General features: G+C 68.3%; 13 protein-coding genes. 2 read left to right on the top strand and 11 right to left on the bottom strand.

Annotated features, from left to right (window positions below):
* Nucleotides 1-5 precede the first annotated feature (5 nt).
* Genes RMP06_RS10505 through purE form a run of 4 tightly spaced genes read right to left on the bottom strand, consistent with a single transcriptional unit; the run spans nucleotide 6 to nucleotide 3721 of the window.
* Complete coding sequence (locus tag RMP06_RS10505; RefSeq protein WP_310461727.1) at nucleotides 6-965, bottom strand: SGNH/GDSL hydrolase family protein; 960 nt, start codon at nucleotides 963-965, stop codon at nucleotides 6-8.
* A 33-nt stretch (nucleotides 966-998) separates the two neighbouring features.
* Nucleotides 999-2021 carry an L-threonylcarbamoyladenylate synthase gene (locus tag RMP06_RS10500; RefSeq protein ID WP_310461726.1) on the bottom strand — a complete coding sequence of 341 codons (1023 nt, stop codon included), beginning with the start codon at nucleotides 2019-2021 and terminating at the stop codon, nucleotides 999-1001.
* A gap of 12 nt (nucleotides 2022-2033) precedes the next feature.
* Nucleotides 2034-3239, bottom strand: coding sequence for a 5-(carboxyamino)imidazole ribonucleotide synthase (locus RMP06_RS10495; RefSeq protein ID WP_310461725.1), 1206 nt, complete (start codon nucleotides 3237-3239; stop codon nucleotides 2034-2036).
* Nucleotides 3240-3244: 5 nt separating this feature from the next.
* On the bottom strand, nucleotides 3245-3721 hold the full coding sequence (purE, locus tag RMP06_RS10490; RefSeq protein WP_310461841.1) for a 5-(carboxyamino)imidazole ribonucleotide mutase: 477 nt from the start codon (nucleotides 3719-3721) through the stop codon (nucleotides 3245-3247).
* 126 nt (nucleotides 3722-3847) lie between these two features.
* Here purE and RMP06_RS10485 point away from each other — a divergent pair, with 126 nt between their 5' ends.
* Complete coding sequence (locus tag RMP06_RS10485; protein WP_310461724.1) at nucleotides 3848-4792, top strand: tetratricopeptide repeat protein; 945 nt, start codon at nucleotides 3848-3850, stop codon at nucleotides 4790-4792.
* 4 nt (nucleotides 4793-4796) lie between these two features.
* On the opposite strand, the gene RMP06_RS10480 is transcribed toward RMP06_RS10485, so the two are convergent.
* The 4 genes from RMP06_RS10480 to RMP06_RS10465 all read right to left on the bottom strand — a co-directional run bounded on the left by RMP06_RS10480 (nucleotide 4797) and on the right by RMP06_RS10465 (nucleotide 10788).
* A complete protein-coding gene (locus tag RMP06_RS10480) occupies nucleotides 4797-5705 on the bottom strand; it encodes a phosphoribosylaminoimidazolesuccinocarboxamide synthase (protein ID WP_310461840.1) in 909 nt (302 codons plus the stop codon).
* Between the two features lie 130 nt (nucleotides 5706-5835).
* Nucleotides 5836-6900, bottom strand: coding sequence for a class II fructose-bisphosphate aldolase (gene fba / locus RMP06_RS10475; RefSeq protein ID WP_310461723.1), 1065 nt, complete (start codon nucleotides 6898-6900; stop codon nucleotides 5836-5838).
* Between the two features lie 85 nt (nucleotides 6901-6985).
* The gene (pyk, locus tag RMP06_RS10470) at nucleotides 6986-8416 is read right to left on the bottom strand and encodes a pyruvate kinase (protein ID WP_310461722.1); all 1431 of its coding nucleotides are present in this window, start codon (nucleotides 8414-8416) and stop codon (nucleotides 6986-6988) included.
* A 68-nt stretch (nucleotides 8417-8484) separates the two neighbouring features.
* Nucleotides 8485-10788 carry an NADP-dependent malic enzyme gene (locus RMP06_RS10465; protein ID WP_310461721.1) on the bottom strand — a complete coding sequence of 768 codons (2304 nt, stop codon included), beginning with the start codon at nucleotides 10786-10788 and terminating at the stop codon, nucleotides 8485-8487.
* Between the two features lie 265 nt (nucleotides 10789-11053).
* Between RMP06_RS10465 and RMP06_RS10460 the strand changes: the two genes are divergently transcribed.
* The gene (locus tag RMP06_RS10460) at nucleotides 11054-11377 is read left to right on the top strand and encodes a hypothetical protein (RefSeq protein ID WP_310461720.1); all 324 of its coding nucleotides are present in this window, start codon (nucleotides 11054-11056) and stop codon (nucleotides 11375-11377) included.
* Nucleotides 11378-11383: 6 nt separating this feature from the next.
* Here RMP06_RS10460 and RMP06_RS10455 read toward each other — a convergent pair whose 3' ends face one another.
* The 3 genes from RMP06_RS10455 to RMP06_RS10445 form a co-directional block, all read right to left on the bottom strand.
* Nucleotides 11384-13009 (bottom strand): TonB C-terminal domain-containing protein, encoded by a 1626-nt coding sequence (locus tag RMP06_RS10455; RefSeq protein WP_310461719.1) that lies wholly within the window; start codon nucleotides 13007-13009, stop codon nucleotides 11384-11386.
* A gap of 121 nt (nucleotides 13010-13130) precedes the next feature.
* Complete coding sequence (locus RMP06_RS10450; protein ID WP_310461718.1) at nucleotides 13131-15047, bottom strand: class I SAM-dependent DNA methyltransferase; 1917 nt, start codon at nucleotides 15045-15047, stop codon at nucleotides 13131-13133.
* 41 nt (nucleotides 15048-15088) lie between these two features.
* Nucleotides 15089-15316, bottom strand: a complete 228-nt coding sequence (locus RMP06_RS10445; protein ID WP_310461717.1) for a hypothetical protein — start codon at nucleotides 15314-15316, stop codon at nucleotides 15089-15091.
* Between the last annotated feature and the right edge of the window lie 181 nt (nucleotides 15317-15497).

Genomic DNA, 15497 nt, shown 5'->3' with positions numbered 1-15497 from the left:
CAGGGTCAGAACGGGTTGTTGCGCGCGCGGTTGAGTGCCGCGATGCCAACCCGGCTCTGGAACGACACACCCGGGTGCTGCGCGTCGGCCCACAGGTAGGCGGTTCCGACACCGGCAGCGCCGCTGACCATGGTGGCCGTGCTGCAGGTCGGCAGTGGGGCACTGGACAGACAGGCGGCCTCTGCGGTGTTGGTCAGCCCGTTGGCCAGCAGCTTGGTCGGGTCGGTCATGCTGATGGTCAGCTCGTCCCCGGTGATCAGCCCGGTGTAGCGGCCGTCGTTGAGCACCTGCAGGCGCAGACCCTCCGTGAAGTCGATCGTCAGCTCTTTCAGCAGCGTCGCGCGGTCGGCGTCGCCAGTGCGGGTGACTTCGGCAGTGGCGTAGGGCGAGTAGCCGAGGTTGGGCGGCGTGGCATACAGCACCCGGGCGCCGGAGCCCTGGTTGGCCATGCTGTTGACCAGCGCGCCCAGCGTCTTGCCCACCGCGGTGACCTGCGTCTTGGCCTGGGCACGGGTGAGCGTGCCGGCGTCGTAGGCCGCGTAGGCCGCCAGGATGTCGTGCTGGCCGGCCATGACCGTCACCAGCGTCTGCGGCGTGAACACGGACGTTGCCTGAAAGGCCGCGACGGCCGCGGCGACATCGGCCACCTTGGCGCCGACGCTGGCCTTCATCACCGCGACCGTGGTGGCAATGGCGTTCGGGTTGCACTCAGGAAACAACATGCCGTAACCGTCGGCGACCACCTGCGGCCAGACCGGGTAGGTGACGCAGTCGAGCGTCACGCCGTCGGCCTTGAGCGCGTTGACGGTGTACTTGCTGCCATTCGGATTGACCAGACTCAGCTCGTCACCGAAGGCCACCAGCCGGGTCGGCACATAGTTCTCGACCCGCGACGACGAACCGCCGCAGCCACCGAGCAGGGCGGCGAACAGCGCCGGGGCGAGGAGAGACTTCAGAACACGCATGCAAACTCCAGTTCGTCCGGTTCGGACTCGGGCTCAGGCCGCCGCGGCCCGCTGCAGCCGGTCACGGACGCCGTCCCACTCGGGCAACGGCGGGGGTGTTTCCACCCAGATCAGAGGCGCGCGGGTCGCATCCAGCGTCCGCAGCACCGCAAACAGTTCGTGCGCCACGGCCGCCGCGTCACCCGGCATTCGATGCAGCACCACACCCGCCACCGCCGGCCGCCGGCTGCGGGAATATACCGCCAGCGTCGGCGCCGCAGATGAAGGCTTGTTGCCGCTCGATGCCCAGACGGTCAAGGCCGCATCCAGCTGCGCCGCGGTCATCAGGCGCACCTTGGCCTGCGGCGCATAGTGCGCCTCCAGCGTGCCGGAGGCGCGCGGCGCGGTGGCGTCACGGGCACGCAGCGGCTCGCCCGCCGCCGCCTCGATCTCCGCCACCGTCAGCCGACCCGGCCGCAGCAGCACCGGGTGCCCGCGGCTGCAATCGACGATCGCCGACTCGATGCCGACGGCGCAGTCGCCGCCATCCAGCACCCGCAGGTCCGGCTCGGCCTCGAATTCGCTGGCGACGTGCGCGGCCTGGGTCGGGCTGACGCGGCCGAAACGGTTGGCGCTCGGTGCCGCCACGCCAGGCACGCCCGCATCGGCCGCCGCGCGCAGCAGCGCCAGCGCGACCGGGTGGTCCGGACAGCGCAGGCCGACCGTGTCCTGCCCCCCCGCGGCCTCGGCGCCGATGCCGGCACGGCGCGGCACGATCACCGTCAGCGGCCCCGGCCAGAACGCCGCCATCAGCCGTTGCGCGACCAGCGGCAGCTCCGCCGCAAACGCGGACGCGCCCGCCACATCGGCCACATGCACGATCAGCGGATGGTCGCTCGGGCGGCCCTTGGCCGTGAAGATCTTCGCCACCGCTCCGGCTTGGTCCGCACGCGCCCCCAGGCCGTAGACCGTCTCGGTCGGAAACGCCACCAGTTCGCCCGCCACCAGCCGCGCCACCGCGTCGGGCAATGCCGCAGCGAGGTGCGCAGCGGTGGTCGCGTCGATCAGCCGTGCCATGCCATCACCCGTTCAGAACGCCGGCAGGCCGAGCAGCGCCGCCGCCTGCAGCGCCATGTCGCGCGCCGCGGCAGGCGTCGCTGCCGTGACCGTCAGGTGGCCCATCTTGCGGCCGGGACGCGCCGATGCCTTGCCATAGAGGTGCAGATGCGCCCCCGGCAGCGCCAGCACGGCCGCCCAGTCCGGCGTCCGTTCGGCGCCTTGCGCGTCGAACCACAGGTCGCCCAGCAGGTTGAGCATCACGGTCGGCGAGTGCAGCCGCGGCTTGACCAGCGGCAGCCCGGCCATCGCGCGCACCTGCAGGTCGAACTGCGACACGTCGCACGAGTCGATCGTGTGGTGGCCGGAGTTGTGCGGGCGCGGCGCCATCTCGTTGGCGACGAGCGAACCATCGTCGAGGATGAAGAACTCGATGCACAGCACGCCGACGTAGCCCAGGTCCGCCGCGATGCGCGCCGCACAGCCGATGGCCTCGGCTTCGAGTGCAGGCGTGCCGGCCGGGGCAGGCACCGTGGTGACGGCCAGGATGCCGTCGCGGTGCAGGTTCTGCTGCAGCGGGAAAGCCACCACGCGGCCATCCCCCCCACGGGCGATCAGCACGCTGACCTCGAACGCCAGCGGCAGGCGCTTTTCCAGCACGCACACCGCGCCGCCGAGTTCGGCCCAGCCAGCGGCCAGTTCCGCCCGGTCGGCGACACGGATCTGGCCCTTGCCGTCGTAGCCCATGCGGGCGGTCTTAAGGATGCCTGGCAGCAGCTCGTCGCCGACCGCAGCCAGCGCCGCTGCGCTGTCGATCACCGCGTAAGGCGCCACCGGCACGCCGCAGTCGGTGAAATGTGCCTTCTCGTCGGCACGGTCCTGGCACACGGCCACCGCGTCGCCCGAGGGCGCCACAGGGCGGCGCGCGGCCAGCTGGCGCAGTGCGTCGGCGGGCACGTTCTCGAATTCGGTCGTGATCGCGTCAGCCTCGTCGGCCAGGCGCTGCAGGCCGGCGGCGTCGAGGTAGCCGGCGTTCACGTGGACATGGGCGACCGTGCCGGCCGGGCTGGTCGCGTCCGGCTCCAGCACCGCGGTGCGGAAGCCAAGCTGCTGTGCAGCGTGGACGAACATGCGGCCGAGCTGGCCGCCACCCATCACGCCCAGCGTCACCGGGCGGGTCGGGTCGGCGGCGCTGCAGTCACCGGGCAGGAGTCGGGGAAACCGTCCATTCAAGGCCATGCGCATCAGCCCTGACCGTCCAGCGGGCCGAGCGTCATGGCGCGGGCGGCCTCGGTCTGGCGAGCGCGGAAGGCGTCCAGCGCCTCGCGCAGCCGCTCGTCGTGGTTGGCCAGCAGCGCGACCGCGAACAGCGCCGCGTTGGCGGCACCCGCCACGCCGATGGCAAACGTCGCCACCGGCACGCCCTTGGGCATCTGCACGATCGAGTGCAGCGAGTCCACGCCCTGCAGGTGCTTGCTGGCCACCGGCACGCCGAGTACCGGCACCGGCGTCTTGGCCGCGAGCATGCCCGGCAGGTGGGCGGCGCCACCGGCACCGGCGATGATGGCCTGCAGACCGCGGGCGCGCGCCGATTCGGCGTAGCGGAACATGTCGTCGGGCATGCGGTGCGCCGAGACGACCTGGGCTTCGAAGGGCACGCCGAAGTCGGCGAGAATCTGGGCGGCGTTCTTCATGGTGTCCCAGTCGCTGTTGGACCCCATGACGATGCCGACCACGGGCGTTGCGCTGTTCAAGGCAGACTCCGGGCTGGACAAAGGCGAGATTTTAGGCGCCACCGGCCACCGGACAGTTCCCACAGGCCACGCCCCCACCCCAGGTAGACCCCGATGATCGATATCACCCTCCAGAATTTCGAAGCCGAACTGATCCAGGGCTCGATGCAGCAGCCCGTGCTGCTCGACATCTGGGCGCCGTGGTGCGGCCCGTGCAAGCAGCTCGGCCCGGTGCTCGAACAGCTCGAAACCGCCTACGAAGGCCGCTTCGTGCTGGCCAAGCTCAACGCCGACGAAGTGCCCGAGATCGCCGAACAGCTCAGCAAGATGTTCGGCGTGCGCTCGATCCCGTTCTGCGTGATGTTCAGCCAGGGCCAGCCGGTGGACGGCTTCGTCGGCGCCATCCCCGCGGCGCAGATCCGCGAGTTCCTCGACAAGCACGTCCCCAGCGCAGCCGAGGTGGAAGCCGCCGTCGAGACCGAAGAAGCCGAAGCCCTGATCGAGGACGGCGACACCGTCTCCGCGCTCAACAAGCTGCAGCAGGCGCTGGCCACCGACCCGTCCAACGACGTGACCCGCTTCGACTTCGCCCGGCTGCTGCTGCAGGACGGCCACGTCACCGAAGCGCGCCAGGTCTACGCCCCGATGGCCCCCAAGGCGATGCTGGACACCCGCATCGCCGCCCTCGGCGTGTGGCTGACCGCCTGCGAGCGGGTTGCCACGGCCCGCGACATGGCCACGCTGGACGCCGCCATTGCCACCAGCAAGCGCGATTTCGACGCCCGCTACGAGCGTGCGCAACTGCTGATGGCCTGCGAGGCCTTCACCGAGGCGATGGACGAGCTGCTGGAGATCCTGATGCGCGACAAGGCCTGGAATGACGGCTTGGCGCGCAAGACCTACGTGGCGATCCTGGAGCTGTTGACCAAGCCCGCGCCGAAGACCGCGGCACCGGAGGCCAAGAAGGGCGCGGTCGAGATCGCCGGCAAGGCCGTGGTCGTGCCGGGCGATCCGGTGATCGACCTCTACCGCCGCAAGCTCAGCATGGCGGTGTTCTGATCTCTCAGCCCATCAGCCGGTCCAGGGCTTCCTGGTACTTGGCGGTAGTGTGGGCAATGACCTCGTCCGGCAGTGCGGGCGCAGGCGCCGTCTTGCCCCAGGGGCGGCCGTCGACCTGCGCGGTGTCGAGCCAGTCGCGCAGGTACTGCTTGTCGAAGCTCGGCGGGTTGGCACCGGCCGCCAGCGCGGCGTCGTACTGCTCGACGGGCCAGTAACGCGACGAGTCGGGCGTCAGCACCTCGTCCATCAGTGTCAGCGTGCCGTCCTCGTCCAGACCGAACTCGAACTTGGTGTCGGCGATGATGATGCCGCGGGTCAGCGCGAAATCGGCCGCCGTCTGGTAAAGCTGGATCGACACGTCGCGCACGCGGGTGGCGAGGTCGAGGCCGATGATCTCGACCATGCGCGCGAAGGCGATGTTCTCGTCGTGGTCGCCCACGTCGGCCTTCGTGGCGGGCGTGAAGATCGGTGCGGGCAGCTTGGCCGCGTTGGTCAGACCAGCCGGCAGCGCAACGCCGCAGACCGACTGGCTCTCCTGGTATTCCTTCCACCCACTGCCGGCCAGGTAGCCGCGCACCACCGCCTCGACCGGCAGCGGCTTCAGGCGCTTGACCAGCATCGAGCGGTCACGCACCTGTGCCACCTCGTCCGGGGCGACCACGCTCAGCGGGTCTTCGCCGGTCAGGTGGTTCGGCACGAGGTGGCCCAGGCGCGCGAACCAGAACAGCGCCACCCGCGTCAGCAGCGCGCCCTTGCCCGGAATCGGCTCGCCCATGATCACGTCGAAGGCGGACAGGCGGTCCGTGGCGACCATCAGGATGCGGTCTTCGCCGACGGCGTAGTTGTCACGCACCTTGCCGCGGGCGAGCAGGGGCAGGGAATGGAGGCTGGAGTTGTGCAGGGCAGCGGTCACGGCAGAGGTCACGGCAGAGGGTCGGAAGGGCGGAAATCGGGGCCGATTGTAGGGCGCATGCCCATGCAAAACGGCCCGTCAGAAACGGGCCGTCGCGGATCGGGTGTGGCGCCAACGGTGGCGCCGAGGCTCAGACCACCTGCTGCGCCAGCTCGCCGCGGCTGTACATCTGGGCCACCACCGTCAGCGGGATGCCCTGGATCTTGCCGGCCTGGCCTTCGCAGCCGAACTCCAGGTAGCGCTGCTTGCAGATCTGCAGGGCGGCTTCGCGGGCGGGCTTGAGCCACTCGCGGGCGTCGAACTTGTCCGGGTTCTCGAACAGGAACTTGCGCACCGCACCGGTCATCGCCAGGCGGATGTCGGTGTCGATGTTGATCTTGCGCACGCCGAACTTGATGGCTTCCTGGATCTCCTCGACCGGCACGCCGTAGGTTTCCTTCATCTTGCCGCCGTACTGGTTGATGATCGCCAGCAGATCCTGCGGCACCGACGAGGAGCCGTGCATCACCAGGTGGGTGTTGGGGATGCGCTTGTGGATTTCCTTGACGCGGCTGATCGCCAGAATGTCACCGGTGGGCTTGCGGCTGAACTTGTAGGCGCCGTGGCTGGTGCCGATGGCGATCGCCAGTGCGTCGAGCTGCGTGGCCTTGACGAAAACAGCGGCTTCTTCGGGATCGGTCAGCATCTGGCTGTGGTCCAGCTTGCCCACGGCGCCGATGCCGTCTTCTTCGCCTGCGTCACCGGTTTCCAGGTTACCCAGGCAGCCCAGCTCACCCTCGACAGTCACACCGACCCGGTGCGCCATCTCGACGACCTTGCGGGTCACGTCCACGTTGTAGTCGAAGTCGGCCGGGGTCTTGCCGTCGGCGCGCAGCGATCCGTCCATCATCACCGAGCCGAAACCCAGGTCGATCGCGCCCTGGCAGATCGCCGGGGTCTGGCCGTGGTCCTGGTGCATGACCAGCGGGATGTGCGGATAGGCTTCGACGGCGGCCTGGATCAGGTGCTTGATGATGTGCCCGCCCGCGTACTCGCGGGCCCCGGCCGAGGCCTGCAGGATCACCGGCGCGCCGACCGCGTCGGCCGCGGCCATCACGGCCTGGACCTGCTCCAGGTTGTTGACGTTGAAAGCCGGAATACCGTAGCCGTGTTCGGCGGCGTGGTCCAGCAGTTGGCGCATGGAAACGAGGGGCATGGGAAGACCTCAGAGAGTGACAGGAACCGGCGGCAGCGGCCGTTGAAACCGCTTTGTAACTCCCCAAGATTCTAGTTCAGCCGACTCAGCCGACGCGGCAGACCTTCAGCATGTTCGTGCCGCCCGGATAGCCCATCGGCTCGCCGCAGGTGATGGCGTAGGTGTCACCCGGCTTGAGCACACCGCGCTCGACCAGCAGCGCCTCGGCCGCTGCCAGCGCCAGGTCACGGTCCTCGAACTTGGCCATCAGGATCGGGCGCACGTTGCGGTAGAGCGCCATCTTGCGCTCCGACAGCACCTGCGACGTGAGCGCATAGATCGGCACGTCGGTCTTGTAGCGGCTCATCCAGAGTGCGGTCGAGCCGGACTCGGTCAGCGCCAGGATCGCCTTGCAACCCAGGTGGTAGGCCGTGAACAGCGCGCCCATCGCGATCGACTGGTCGATGCGGGCGAAGGTCTTGTTGGTGAAGTTGGCGTCGAGCTTGACCTCTTCGGCGGCTTCGGCGGCCATGGCGATGGCGACCATCTGCTCGACTGTCTCGACCGGGTACTTGCCGGCGGCGGTCTCGGCCGAGAGCATCACCGCGTCCGTGCCGTCGAGCACCGCGTTGGCCACGTCCGACACTTCGGCGCGGGTCGGCACCGGGTTCTGGATCATCGACTCCATCATCTGCGTGGCGGTGATGGCGACCTTGTCCATCTCGCGGGCCATGCGGATCATCTTCTTCTGCAGCGCCGGCACCGCCGCGTTGCCCACTTCCACGGCCAGATCCCCGCGGGCGACCATGATGCCGTCGCTGGCCTTCATGATGGCTTCGAGCTGGGGGATGGCCTCGGTGCGCTCGATCTTGGCAATCATGCCCGGCTTGTGGCGCCACGGCTCGCCGGCCACGTTGGCCAACTGGCGCGCCATTTCCATGTCGATGGCGCTCTTGGGGAAGCTCACCGCCAGGTACTCGCACTGGAAGGACATCGCCGTCTTGATGTCCTCCATGTCCTTGGAGGTCAGCGCGGGCGCGGTCAGACCGCCGCCCTGCTTGTTGATGCCCTTGTTGTTGGACAGCTCGCCGCCAACCTTGACGACGGTATGGACCTTGTCGCCCTTGACCAGCTCGACCACCAGCACGATCAGGCCGTCGTTGAGCAGCAGCGTGTCGCCAGGGCGCACGTCGCGCGGCAGTTCCTTGTAGTCCAGGCCCACACCGTGGATGTCACCCGGCTCGGTGCGGGCGGCGTCGAGCACGAACTTCTCGCCGTTCTCCAGCTGGACCTTGCCTTCGGCGAACTTGCCGACCCGGATCTTCGGCCCCTGCAGGTCGGCCATGATCGCTACCGGCTTGCCGACGCGGGCGGCAATCTCGCGCACCAGGCTGGCGCGGTCGATGTGGTCCTGCGCCTTGCCGTGGCTGAAGTTCAGCCGTACCACGTCCACCCCGGCCCGGATCAGCCGCTCCAGCACGACCGGGTCGGACGAAGCGGGGCCGAGGGTGGCAACGATCTTGGTATTGCGGGGCATGGGGCGGTCTCCGTGGGGATCTGACAAAACAATCCGCCGATTATTGACCGCCAACTAGAACACGGTGGTTACGAAGAAAGACGTACGGCCGCCGCATCCGCCACGGCCAGCGCCGTCATGTTCACCACCCGGCGCATCGAGGCCGACGGCGTCAGGATATGCACCGGCGCCGCCGCACCCAGCAGGATCGGCCCGACCGTCACGCCCTTGCCCGCCGTCACCTTGAGCACGTTGAACAGGATGTTGGCCGCGTCGATGTTGGGCAGCACCAGCACATTGGCTGCACCCGACAGCGACGAGTCCGGCAGGATGTTGCGGCGGATGGCCTCGGACAGCGCCGCGTCCCCGTGCATCTCGCCGTCGCACTCGATCTCGGGCGAGCGGGCCACGAACAGATCCCGCGCCGCGCGCACACGCTGGGCAGACGGCCGGTGCGAGGTGCCGAACATCGAATGCGACAGGAAGGCCACCTTGGGCGGCATGCCGAAGCGGCGCACTTCCTCGGCCGCCATCAGCGCGATCTCGGCCAGCTCCTCGGCCGTGGGCTGCTCGTTGATGAAGGTGTCGGTGATGAAGAGGTTGTGCTCTTCCAGCATCAGCGCGTTCATCGTGGCGAACACCTTGGCCCCCGCCCGCTGGCCGATGACGTTCTTCACGTACTCGAAGTGGCTGTCGTAGCGCCCGTGCAGCCCGCACAGCATCGCGTCGGCGTGGCCGAGCTTGAGCAGCATGGTCGCGATCAGCGTCGTCGAGCGGCGCACCGCGGCCTTGGCCGCTTCGACCGACACACCGTCGCGCTTCATCAGGCGGTGGTATTCCTCCCAGCAGGCGCGGAAACGGGCGTCGTCCTCGGGGTTCACCACCTCGAAATCGACCCCCGGCTTCAGCCGCAGGCCGGCGCGCTCGATGCGCATCTGGATCACCGACGGACGGCCCACCAGGATCGGCTGCGCCATGCCTTCGGTCAGCACCGCCTGCACCGCGCGCAGCACGCGCTCGTCCTCGCCCTCGGCGTAGACGACACGCGACGGGTTGCGCTTGGCGGCGGCGAACACCGGGCGCATGAACATGCCGGTCTGGTAGACATAGCGGGTCAGCGATTCGCGGTAGGCGACCAGGTCGGTGATCGGGCGCTCGGCGACGCCGGACTCTGCGGCCGCGGCCGCCACCGCCGGCGCGATGCGCAGGATCAGGCGGGCGTCGAAGGGCTTCGGGATCAGGTACTCGGGGCCGAACTGCAGTTCCTGCCCGGCGTAGGCGGCCGCCACCTCGTCGCTGGTTTCTTCCTTCGCCAGCGCTGCGATCTCGCGCACGCACGCCAGCTTCATCGCCTCGGTGATCTTGGTGGCGCCGCAGTCCAGCGCGCCGCGGAAGATGTAGGGGAAGCACAGGACGTTGTTGACCTGGTTCGGGTAGTCCGAACGGCCGGTGGCGATGATGCAGTCCGGGCGCGCCGCCTTGGCGATCTCGGGGCGGATCTCTGGCTCGGGGTTGGCCAGCGCCAGGATGATCGGCTGCGTGCCCATGCTGGTGACCATCTCGCCGGTCATCACGCCCGCGGCCGAGCAGCCCAGGAACACGTCGGCGCCGACGATCACCTCGGCCAGCGTCTTCATGTCGGTCTTCTGGCAGTAGCGTTGCTTGGACTCGTCCAGCTTGTCGCCACGGCCTTCGCGGATCACGCCCTTGGAGTCGCAGACGAAGATGTTCTCGATCCGCACGCCCAGCCCGACCATCAGGTCCAGGCAGGCAATCGCCGCCGCCCCCGCGCCCGACACCACCAGCCGCACGTCGCCGATCGCCTTGCCGACCAGCTCCAGGCCGTTCAGCAGGGCGGCGCCGGAGATGATCGCGGTGCCGTGCTGGTCGTCGTGGAACACGGGGATCTTCATGCGCTCGCGCAGCTTCTTCTCGATGTAGAAGCACTCGGGCGCCTTGATGTCTTCGAGGTTGATGCCGCCGAGCGTCGGCTCCAGCGCGGCGATGATCTCGACCAGCTTGTCCGGGTCGCGCTCGGCCAGTTCGATGTCGAACACGTCGATGCCGGCGAACTTCTTGAACAGGCAGCCCTTGCCCTCCATCACCGGCTTGGACGCCAGCGGGCCGATGTCGCCCAAGCCGAGCACCGCGGTGCCGTTGGTGATGACGCCGACGTGGTTGGCGCGCGTGGTGTACTCGGCGGCGAGCGACGGGTCTTTCTCGATCGCCAGGCAGGGATAGGCGACGCCGGGCGAGTACGCCAGCGACAGGTCGCGCTGGTTCATCAGCGGCTTCAGCGGGGTGACGGCGATCTTGCCCCGTACCGGCGAGCGGTGGTATTCCAGCGCGGCTTCACGCAAAGCCAGTTCGGCGGGGGACAAGGATTGGGTCATCAGAACGCTCCTGGGGTCCGGTGGTTGCACCGGAGTTTCAAAAGGGGAGCGGAGATTACTGCGGCGGACGGCCGCGCGCATGCGTGGTTTCCGCGCCGAAGGCGGGGAAATGGGGAGTCATGCCGGCAAGGGTGGGGGTTATGCACAAGCGGCATGAAGTCACCGATGCCAAAAAGCGCACGGCGCCGGTCATCAGCGCCACGTTCTGCCGCGTTGAACCCGCATGGAAATTTCTTCCATGTCACGCAACCCCGAGGAACCTGTGATGAAGACGATTCAGACCCTGCTCAGCGCCGCCGTCCTTTTGACCGTCAGCAGCCTCGCCATGGCCACCTCGCGCATCGACCAGCGCCAGGCCCACCAGCAGCAGCGCATCGCCAACGGCGTCGCCTCCGGCCAGTTGACGCCCCGTGAAACGATCCGGCTGGAGCGACGCGAAGCGCGTATCCACAGCACCGAAGTTGCCGCCAAGGCAGACGGCACGGTCACACCCGCCGAGCGCCGCCACCTGCGCCACCAGGAAAACCGGGCCAGCCGCGCCATTCACCGGCAGAAGCACGACGCGCAGACTGTGCCGATGGCGAACTGACCGGCGTCAGTGCAGTCGGACGGCGGCGTCGAAGTACCAGGTCCGGCGGATCTCGACCACGTCGAACTCGCGGGCCAGCGCCGGCGGGAACACCGGGTAGGGCCGCTGGGTGTCGATGATGCGGCGAATGGCGTCGTCGATGTCCGCCACGCCGCTGGAAACCTCGACGGTCACCGACTCCACGGATCCATCGCTCCGGACGGCCACGGTGACCGTGGCGGGCGTGTGCGGGCGCTTCGCCACCTCGCGGACCTTGTCGGGCAAGGTGTTGAGCTGGATCTTCGAGGCCCACGCCTGCGCGTAGGCGACGAGATCGGCGTTGGGGTTGGTGTGTCCCCACAGCCTGACTCGGCGGGCGGTGCTCAGCGACAGGGGGAGCGCATTGGGCGAGCGGGCGGCGTTCGCGGCGGCGTCACGCCGGGCGTTCTCCTCGTCGAGCTGGCGCCCGATCGCCCGGAGCACGGCTTCCCGTTTCGCCGCCGCGTCTTGAACAGCCTGGATACGCGCGGCTTCTTGCTGTGCCACGGCCTTCCGCGCAGCCTCCTGGCGTTCGGCCTCCAGCCGCGTGGCCTCGGCGCGGACCGCGGCCTGACGCGCAGCCTCCTGTCGCTGCGCATCCACCAGCGCGGCGGCCCGTCGAGCGGCTTCCTGGCGTTCCGCTTCCAGCCGCGCTGCCTCGGCACGGGCTGTGGCCTGCCGAGCAGCTTCCTGCCGCTGCGCTTCCTGTTGTGCCAATTGCGCTGCCGCCTGTCGCGCCGCCTCTTGCCGTTCCGCTTCCAGCCGCACAGCCTCGGCACGGGCGGTCGACTGGCGTGCAGCTTCCTGCCGCTGGGCTTCCTGCTGGGCGGCGGCAGCCAGACGCGCGGCTTCCCTGCGTTCGGCCTCCAGCCGCGCAAGCTCGGCGCGGGCGGCGTCCTGTCGCTGTGCCTCCAGCACGGCTTCTCGCGCAGCCAGCGCGGCGGGATCAGGGCTCGACGCACTCGGCGCGACCGCGATGGGCACCGCTGGTGCGGGGGGTGCAGCCGGCACGACCGGGGTGGGTGTTTCGACTGGTTCCGCGGTGAGGACGGTCGGTTCCGGGCTCGGCCGGGGTGAAAGCGGCGGTGGCGGTGGTGGCGCACGATCGGGCACATCGGCCCGAGGAGGCACGTTCACTGGGGCCGCATCGGCCACGGTGGTGCGCACCGACTCGACCGGCGCAGCGGGCTTGGGCGCGGGCACATCGACCACCACACGGTCACGCGGTCGCGGCACGGGCGGCGCGAGTGGCTTCGGGGTTGGCACATCGACCGGCAAAGATCGGATCGACGCCCGCTGCACCGGCACCGCGCTCGCTGGGTCCGCAGGCTCGGCCAGTGGCGTGGCCGGCAGCGGGGCCAGTACCACCTGCACATCGGGCACCGCAATCCGCCGCTCCTGCCAAGGCAGCACGAAGCCCGCAAGCCCCTGCCCGTCACCGCCGACCAGTTGGCTCAGCAGCAGCACATGGAGCAGGACGGAAACCAGTAGCGCGCCGTGCAATGACCTGCGCTCCCGGTCCGTGCGCTTGACCTGCAGTGGCCCACGCCCCGGCAGGCGCGGAGAACGCTCGGGCGCCTGGTCGAAGTCATGGACGATCCATTTGTCACTCATTGCGCCCGATTCTCAGGGATGCAGGCGCAGGGGCGACCTGAGAGATCGCTGAACAAGCGGGGGCTTCTGAGAATCCGTTTGAATCGCCGGGCCATGTGGACACCCGGTATGCCCAATTCGATCAAAGGTTTCTGGAAACACCCAGTTGGCGCAGACGATCCAGGGCCATCGTTACCTGCAGGCCATGCGCCGCAATGGCATCAAGGATTTCATCGGGCGAGCGGGTGTCCCGCGTGACGCGCACATTCGGATTGACCGCCTTGAGGTCGAACGCCGCCGCATCGATCGCTGTGGCGCGGGCCTGCGCTTCACGCGCTGCCTTTTCCGCTGTCTGCCACTGCTGCTGAACCGCAAGCCACTCGGCCTCGGTTGCCTTGGCCTTCTTCAGCGCAGCCATCTGCTCCTTGAACGCCACGGACTCTTCGCGACAACGAACAGCCTCGGCCTCGTGCGGCGCCATGTCAGCACGGGCCTGGGCGCGGCGAGCAGCCAGGTCGATCGTCCAGGAAACATCGCTATCGGCCTCGGGCTTGCCGCGCCGATCCAGCAATCGGGCAAAGGTAGGGAACGGCTGGTCCGCGTGGCCTTCGCGGGTGTGCCAGTCCTCGACCAGCGAAGCCGGCAGTGCCGTGTCGTCGGTGATCAGCGTGAAATCCGGGTTCCAGCCGAAGTGCGCCAGCGTCATTGGCGACTTCTTGCCCATCTTCACGTGCGAGAGGTCGTAGTACCAGGTGCGCTCGGTCGGGCGGCCCTTGGTGAAGAACAGCAGGTTGGTCTTCACGCCCGCGCCGGCCGTCGAGAACACGCCCCCCGGCAGGCTGACGATGCACCACAGCTCGCACTCGTCCAGCAGCCGGCGCTTGGTCTCGACGAAGGCCGATTCGTTGGTGCGGAACAGCAAGCCCTCGTCGAGCACCACACCGCAGCGCCCGCCGGGCTGCTCATCGTTTGGCAGCGCCAGTTCGTCCAGCAGGTGTTGCAGGAACAGCACCTGCGTCGCGCTGGACTGGAAGCTGTAGCGGTCCTGGGTTTCGCTGCTCTCCTTGCCGCCGAAGGGCGGGTTGGTCAGGATCACGTCGAAGGTGGACGGCGCCTGTTCGAACAGGCCGGCGTAGGTCGGCTGGTCGGCCAGCGTGTTGCCGTGCCAGAGGTTGGGCTGGTCGATGCCGTGCAGCACGAGGTTGGCCAGCGCGATCGGGAAGACAAGGTTCTCCTTCTCGCGGCCGAAGAAGGTGTCGTGCTTGAGGCGCTCCAGGTCGGTGCCGGTGGCCTGATCGCCCATGCGCCGGCTCATCCACTCGTAGGACTGCGCCAGGAAGCCGCCCGTGCCGCAGCACGGGTCGTAGACGGTTTCTCCGAAGACCGGGTTCAGCGTGGCGACCATGGCGCGCACGACTTCGCGGGGCGTGAAGAACTGGCCGCCGTCGGAGTTCTTCTCGCCCATCTTCAGCAGCAGGTCTTCGTACACCTGCGACAGGGTGAAGAAATGGGTGTCGTCGATGTGATCGATCTGGATGGTGTGGATGCGGTCCAGGATGTCGTGGAAGTCGGTTTCCGAATCGACGCGCACGCGCTCGACCGCCGTCATGATGCGGCCGATGACGCGCTGCTTCGGGCTGGCGGACGGGTTCGGGCGGCCATCGGGCAGCGTGTCGAGTCCGTGCAGGTAGGGCAGCAAGTCCTTGTTGATGAAGGCGAAGAGGTCGCCCGTGCGGCCCTGCAACTGCTGGCGCTTCCAGCCGACAAGCTGGCCTTCGGGGGTGCGGTCCTCGCGTTCGACATGGCAGGGCGCAGCCCAGTCCTGCCAGCGGTACGGCGCCTGCAGCGCGGGCGTGAAGTCCTCGCCCACCGCCTCGGCTTCGTCGCGGGACTTGTTTTCCTGGGCGTCGAGGATGCGCAGGAACAGGATCCACGTCAGCTCGGGCACGTACTGCAAGGCGCTGGCGCAGTTCGAGCGCCGCATGATGTCGCAGATGGACTTGACGAAGCTGGACAGGGATTGTGTCGAGGCGATGGATTTCGGGCGGGGTTCGACCATGGGTTCTGTTGTTCTGAATGCGATGTGGTGCGAGGCGCGGGTTATTCGTCGCGCCCTTGTTCGAGGCTGGCGAACAGCGCCTCAGCCGAGGCGAAACGCGCCCGGCGGCTGGCCATGATGGTGCGGGATTCTTCCATCGCGGCGCGGGTCTCGGCGTTCGGAATGTGCTGGGCTGCGGGGTAGAGCATCCGTGCTTGTTGAAGCACTTCCTCTCGGAAATGGCTGCTCAGTTCCTGCGCGGTGCGCAGATCCACCTTGATGCCGAACACCTCGGTCAGCTCGATTTCAATGGCGCTCAGGCCGATCAGAGAGAGTGTCCGGATTTCTGTGTGTGAGGCGGTTGGTTGAACTGGCCAGTTGGCCGGGTTATCGAAAGCCGCCGTAGGCGGCGTGGGTGAACCGCTCGCCGTAGAGTATCGCGAACTGGTTCATGGCGGACTTCCAATCCTG

This window comes from Sphaerotilus sp. (genome assembly GCF_031429695.1).
Taxonomy (GTDB): Bacteria; Pseudomonadota; Gammaproteobacteria; order Burkholderiales; family Burkholderiaceae_C; genus Sphaerotilus.
The sequence above is the reverse complement of the archived record's forward strand: the minus strand, read 5'-3'. Positions and strand labels throughout refer to the sequence as shown.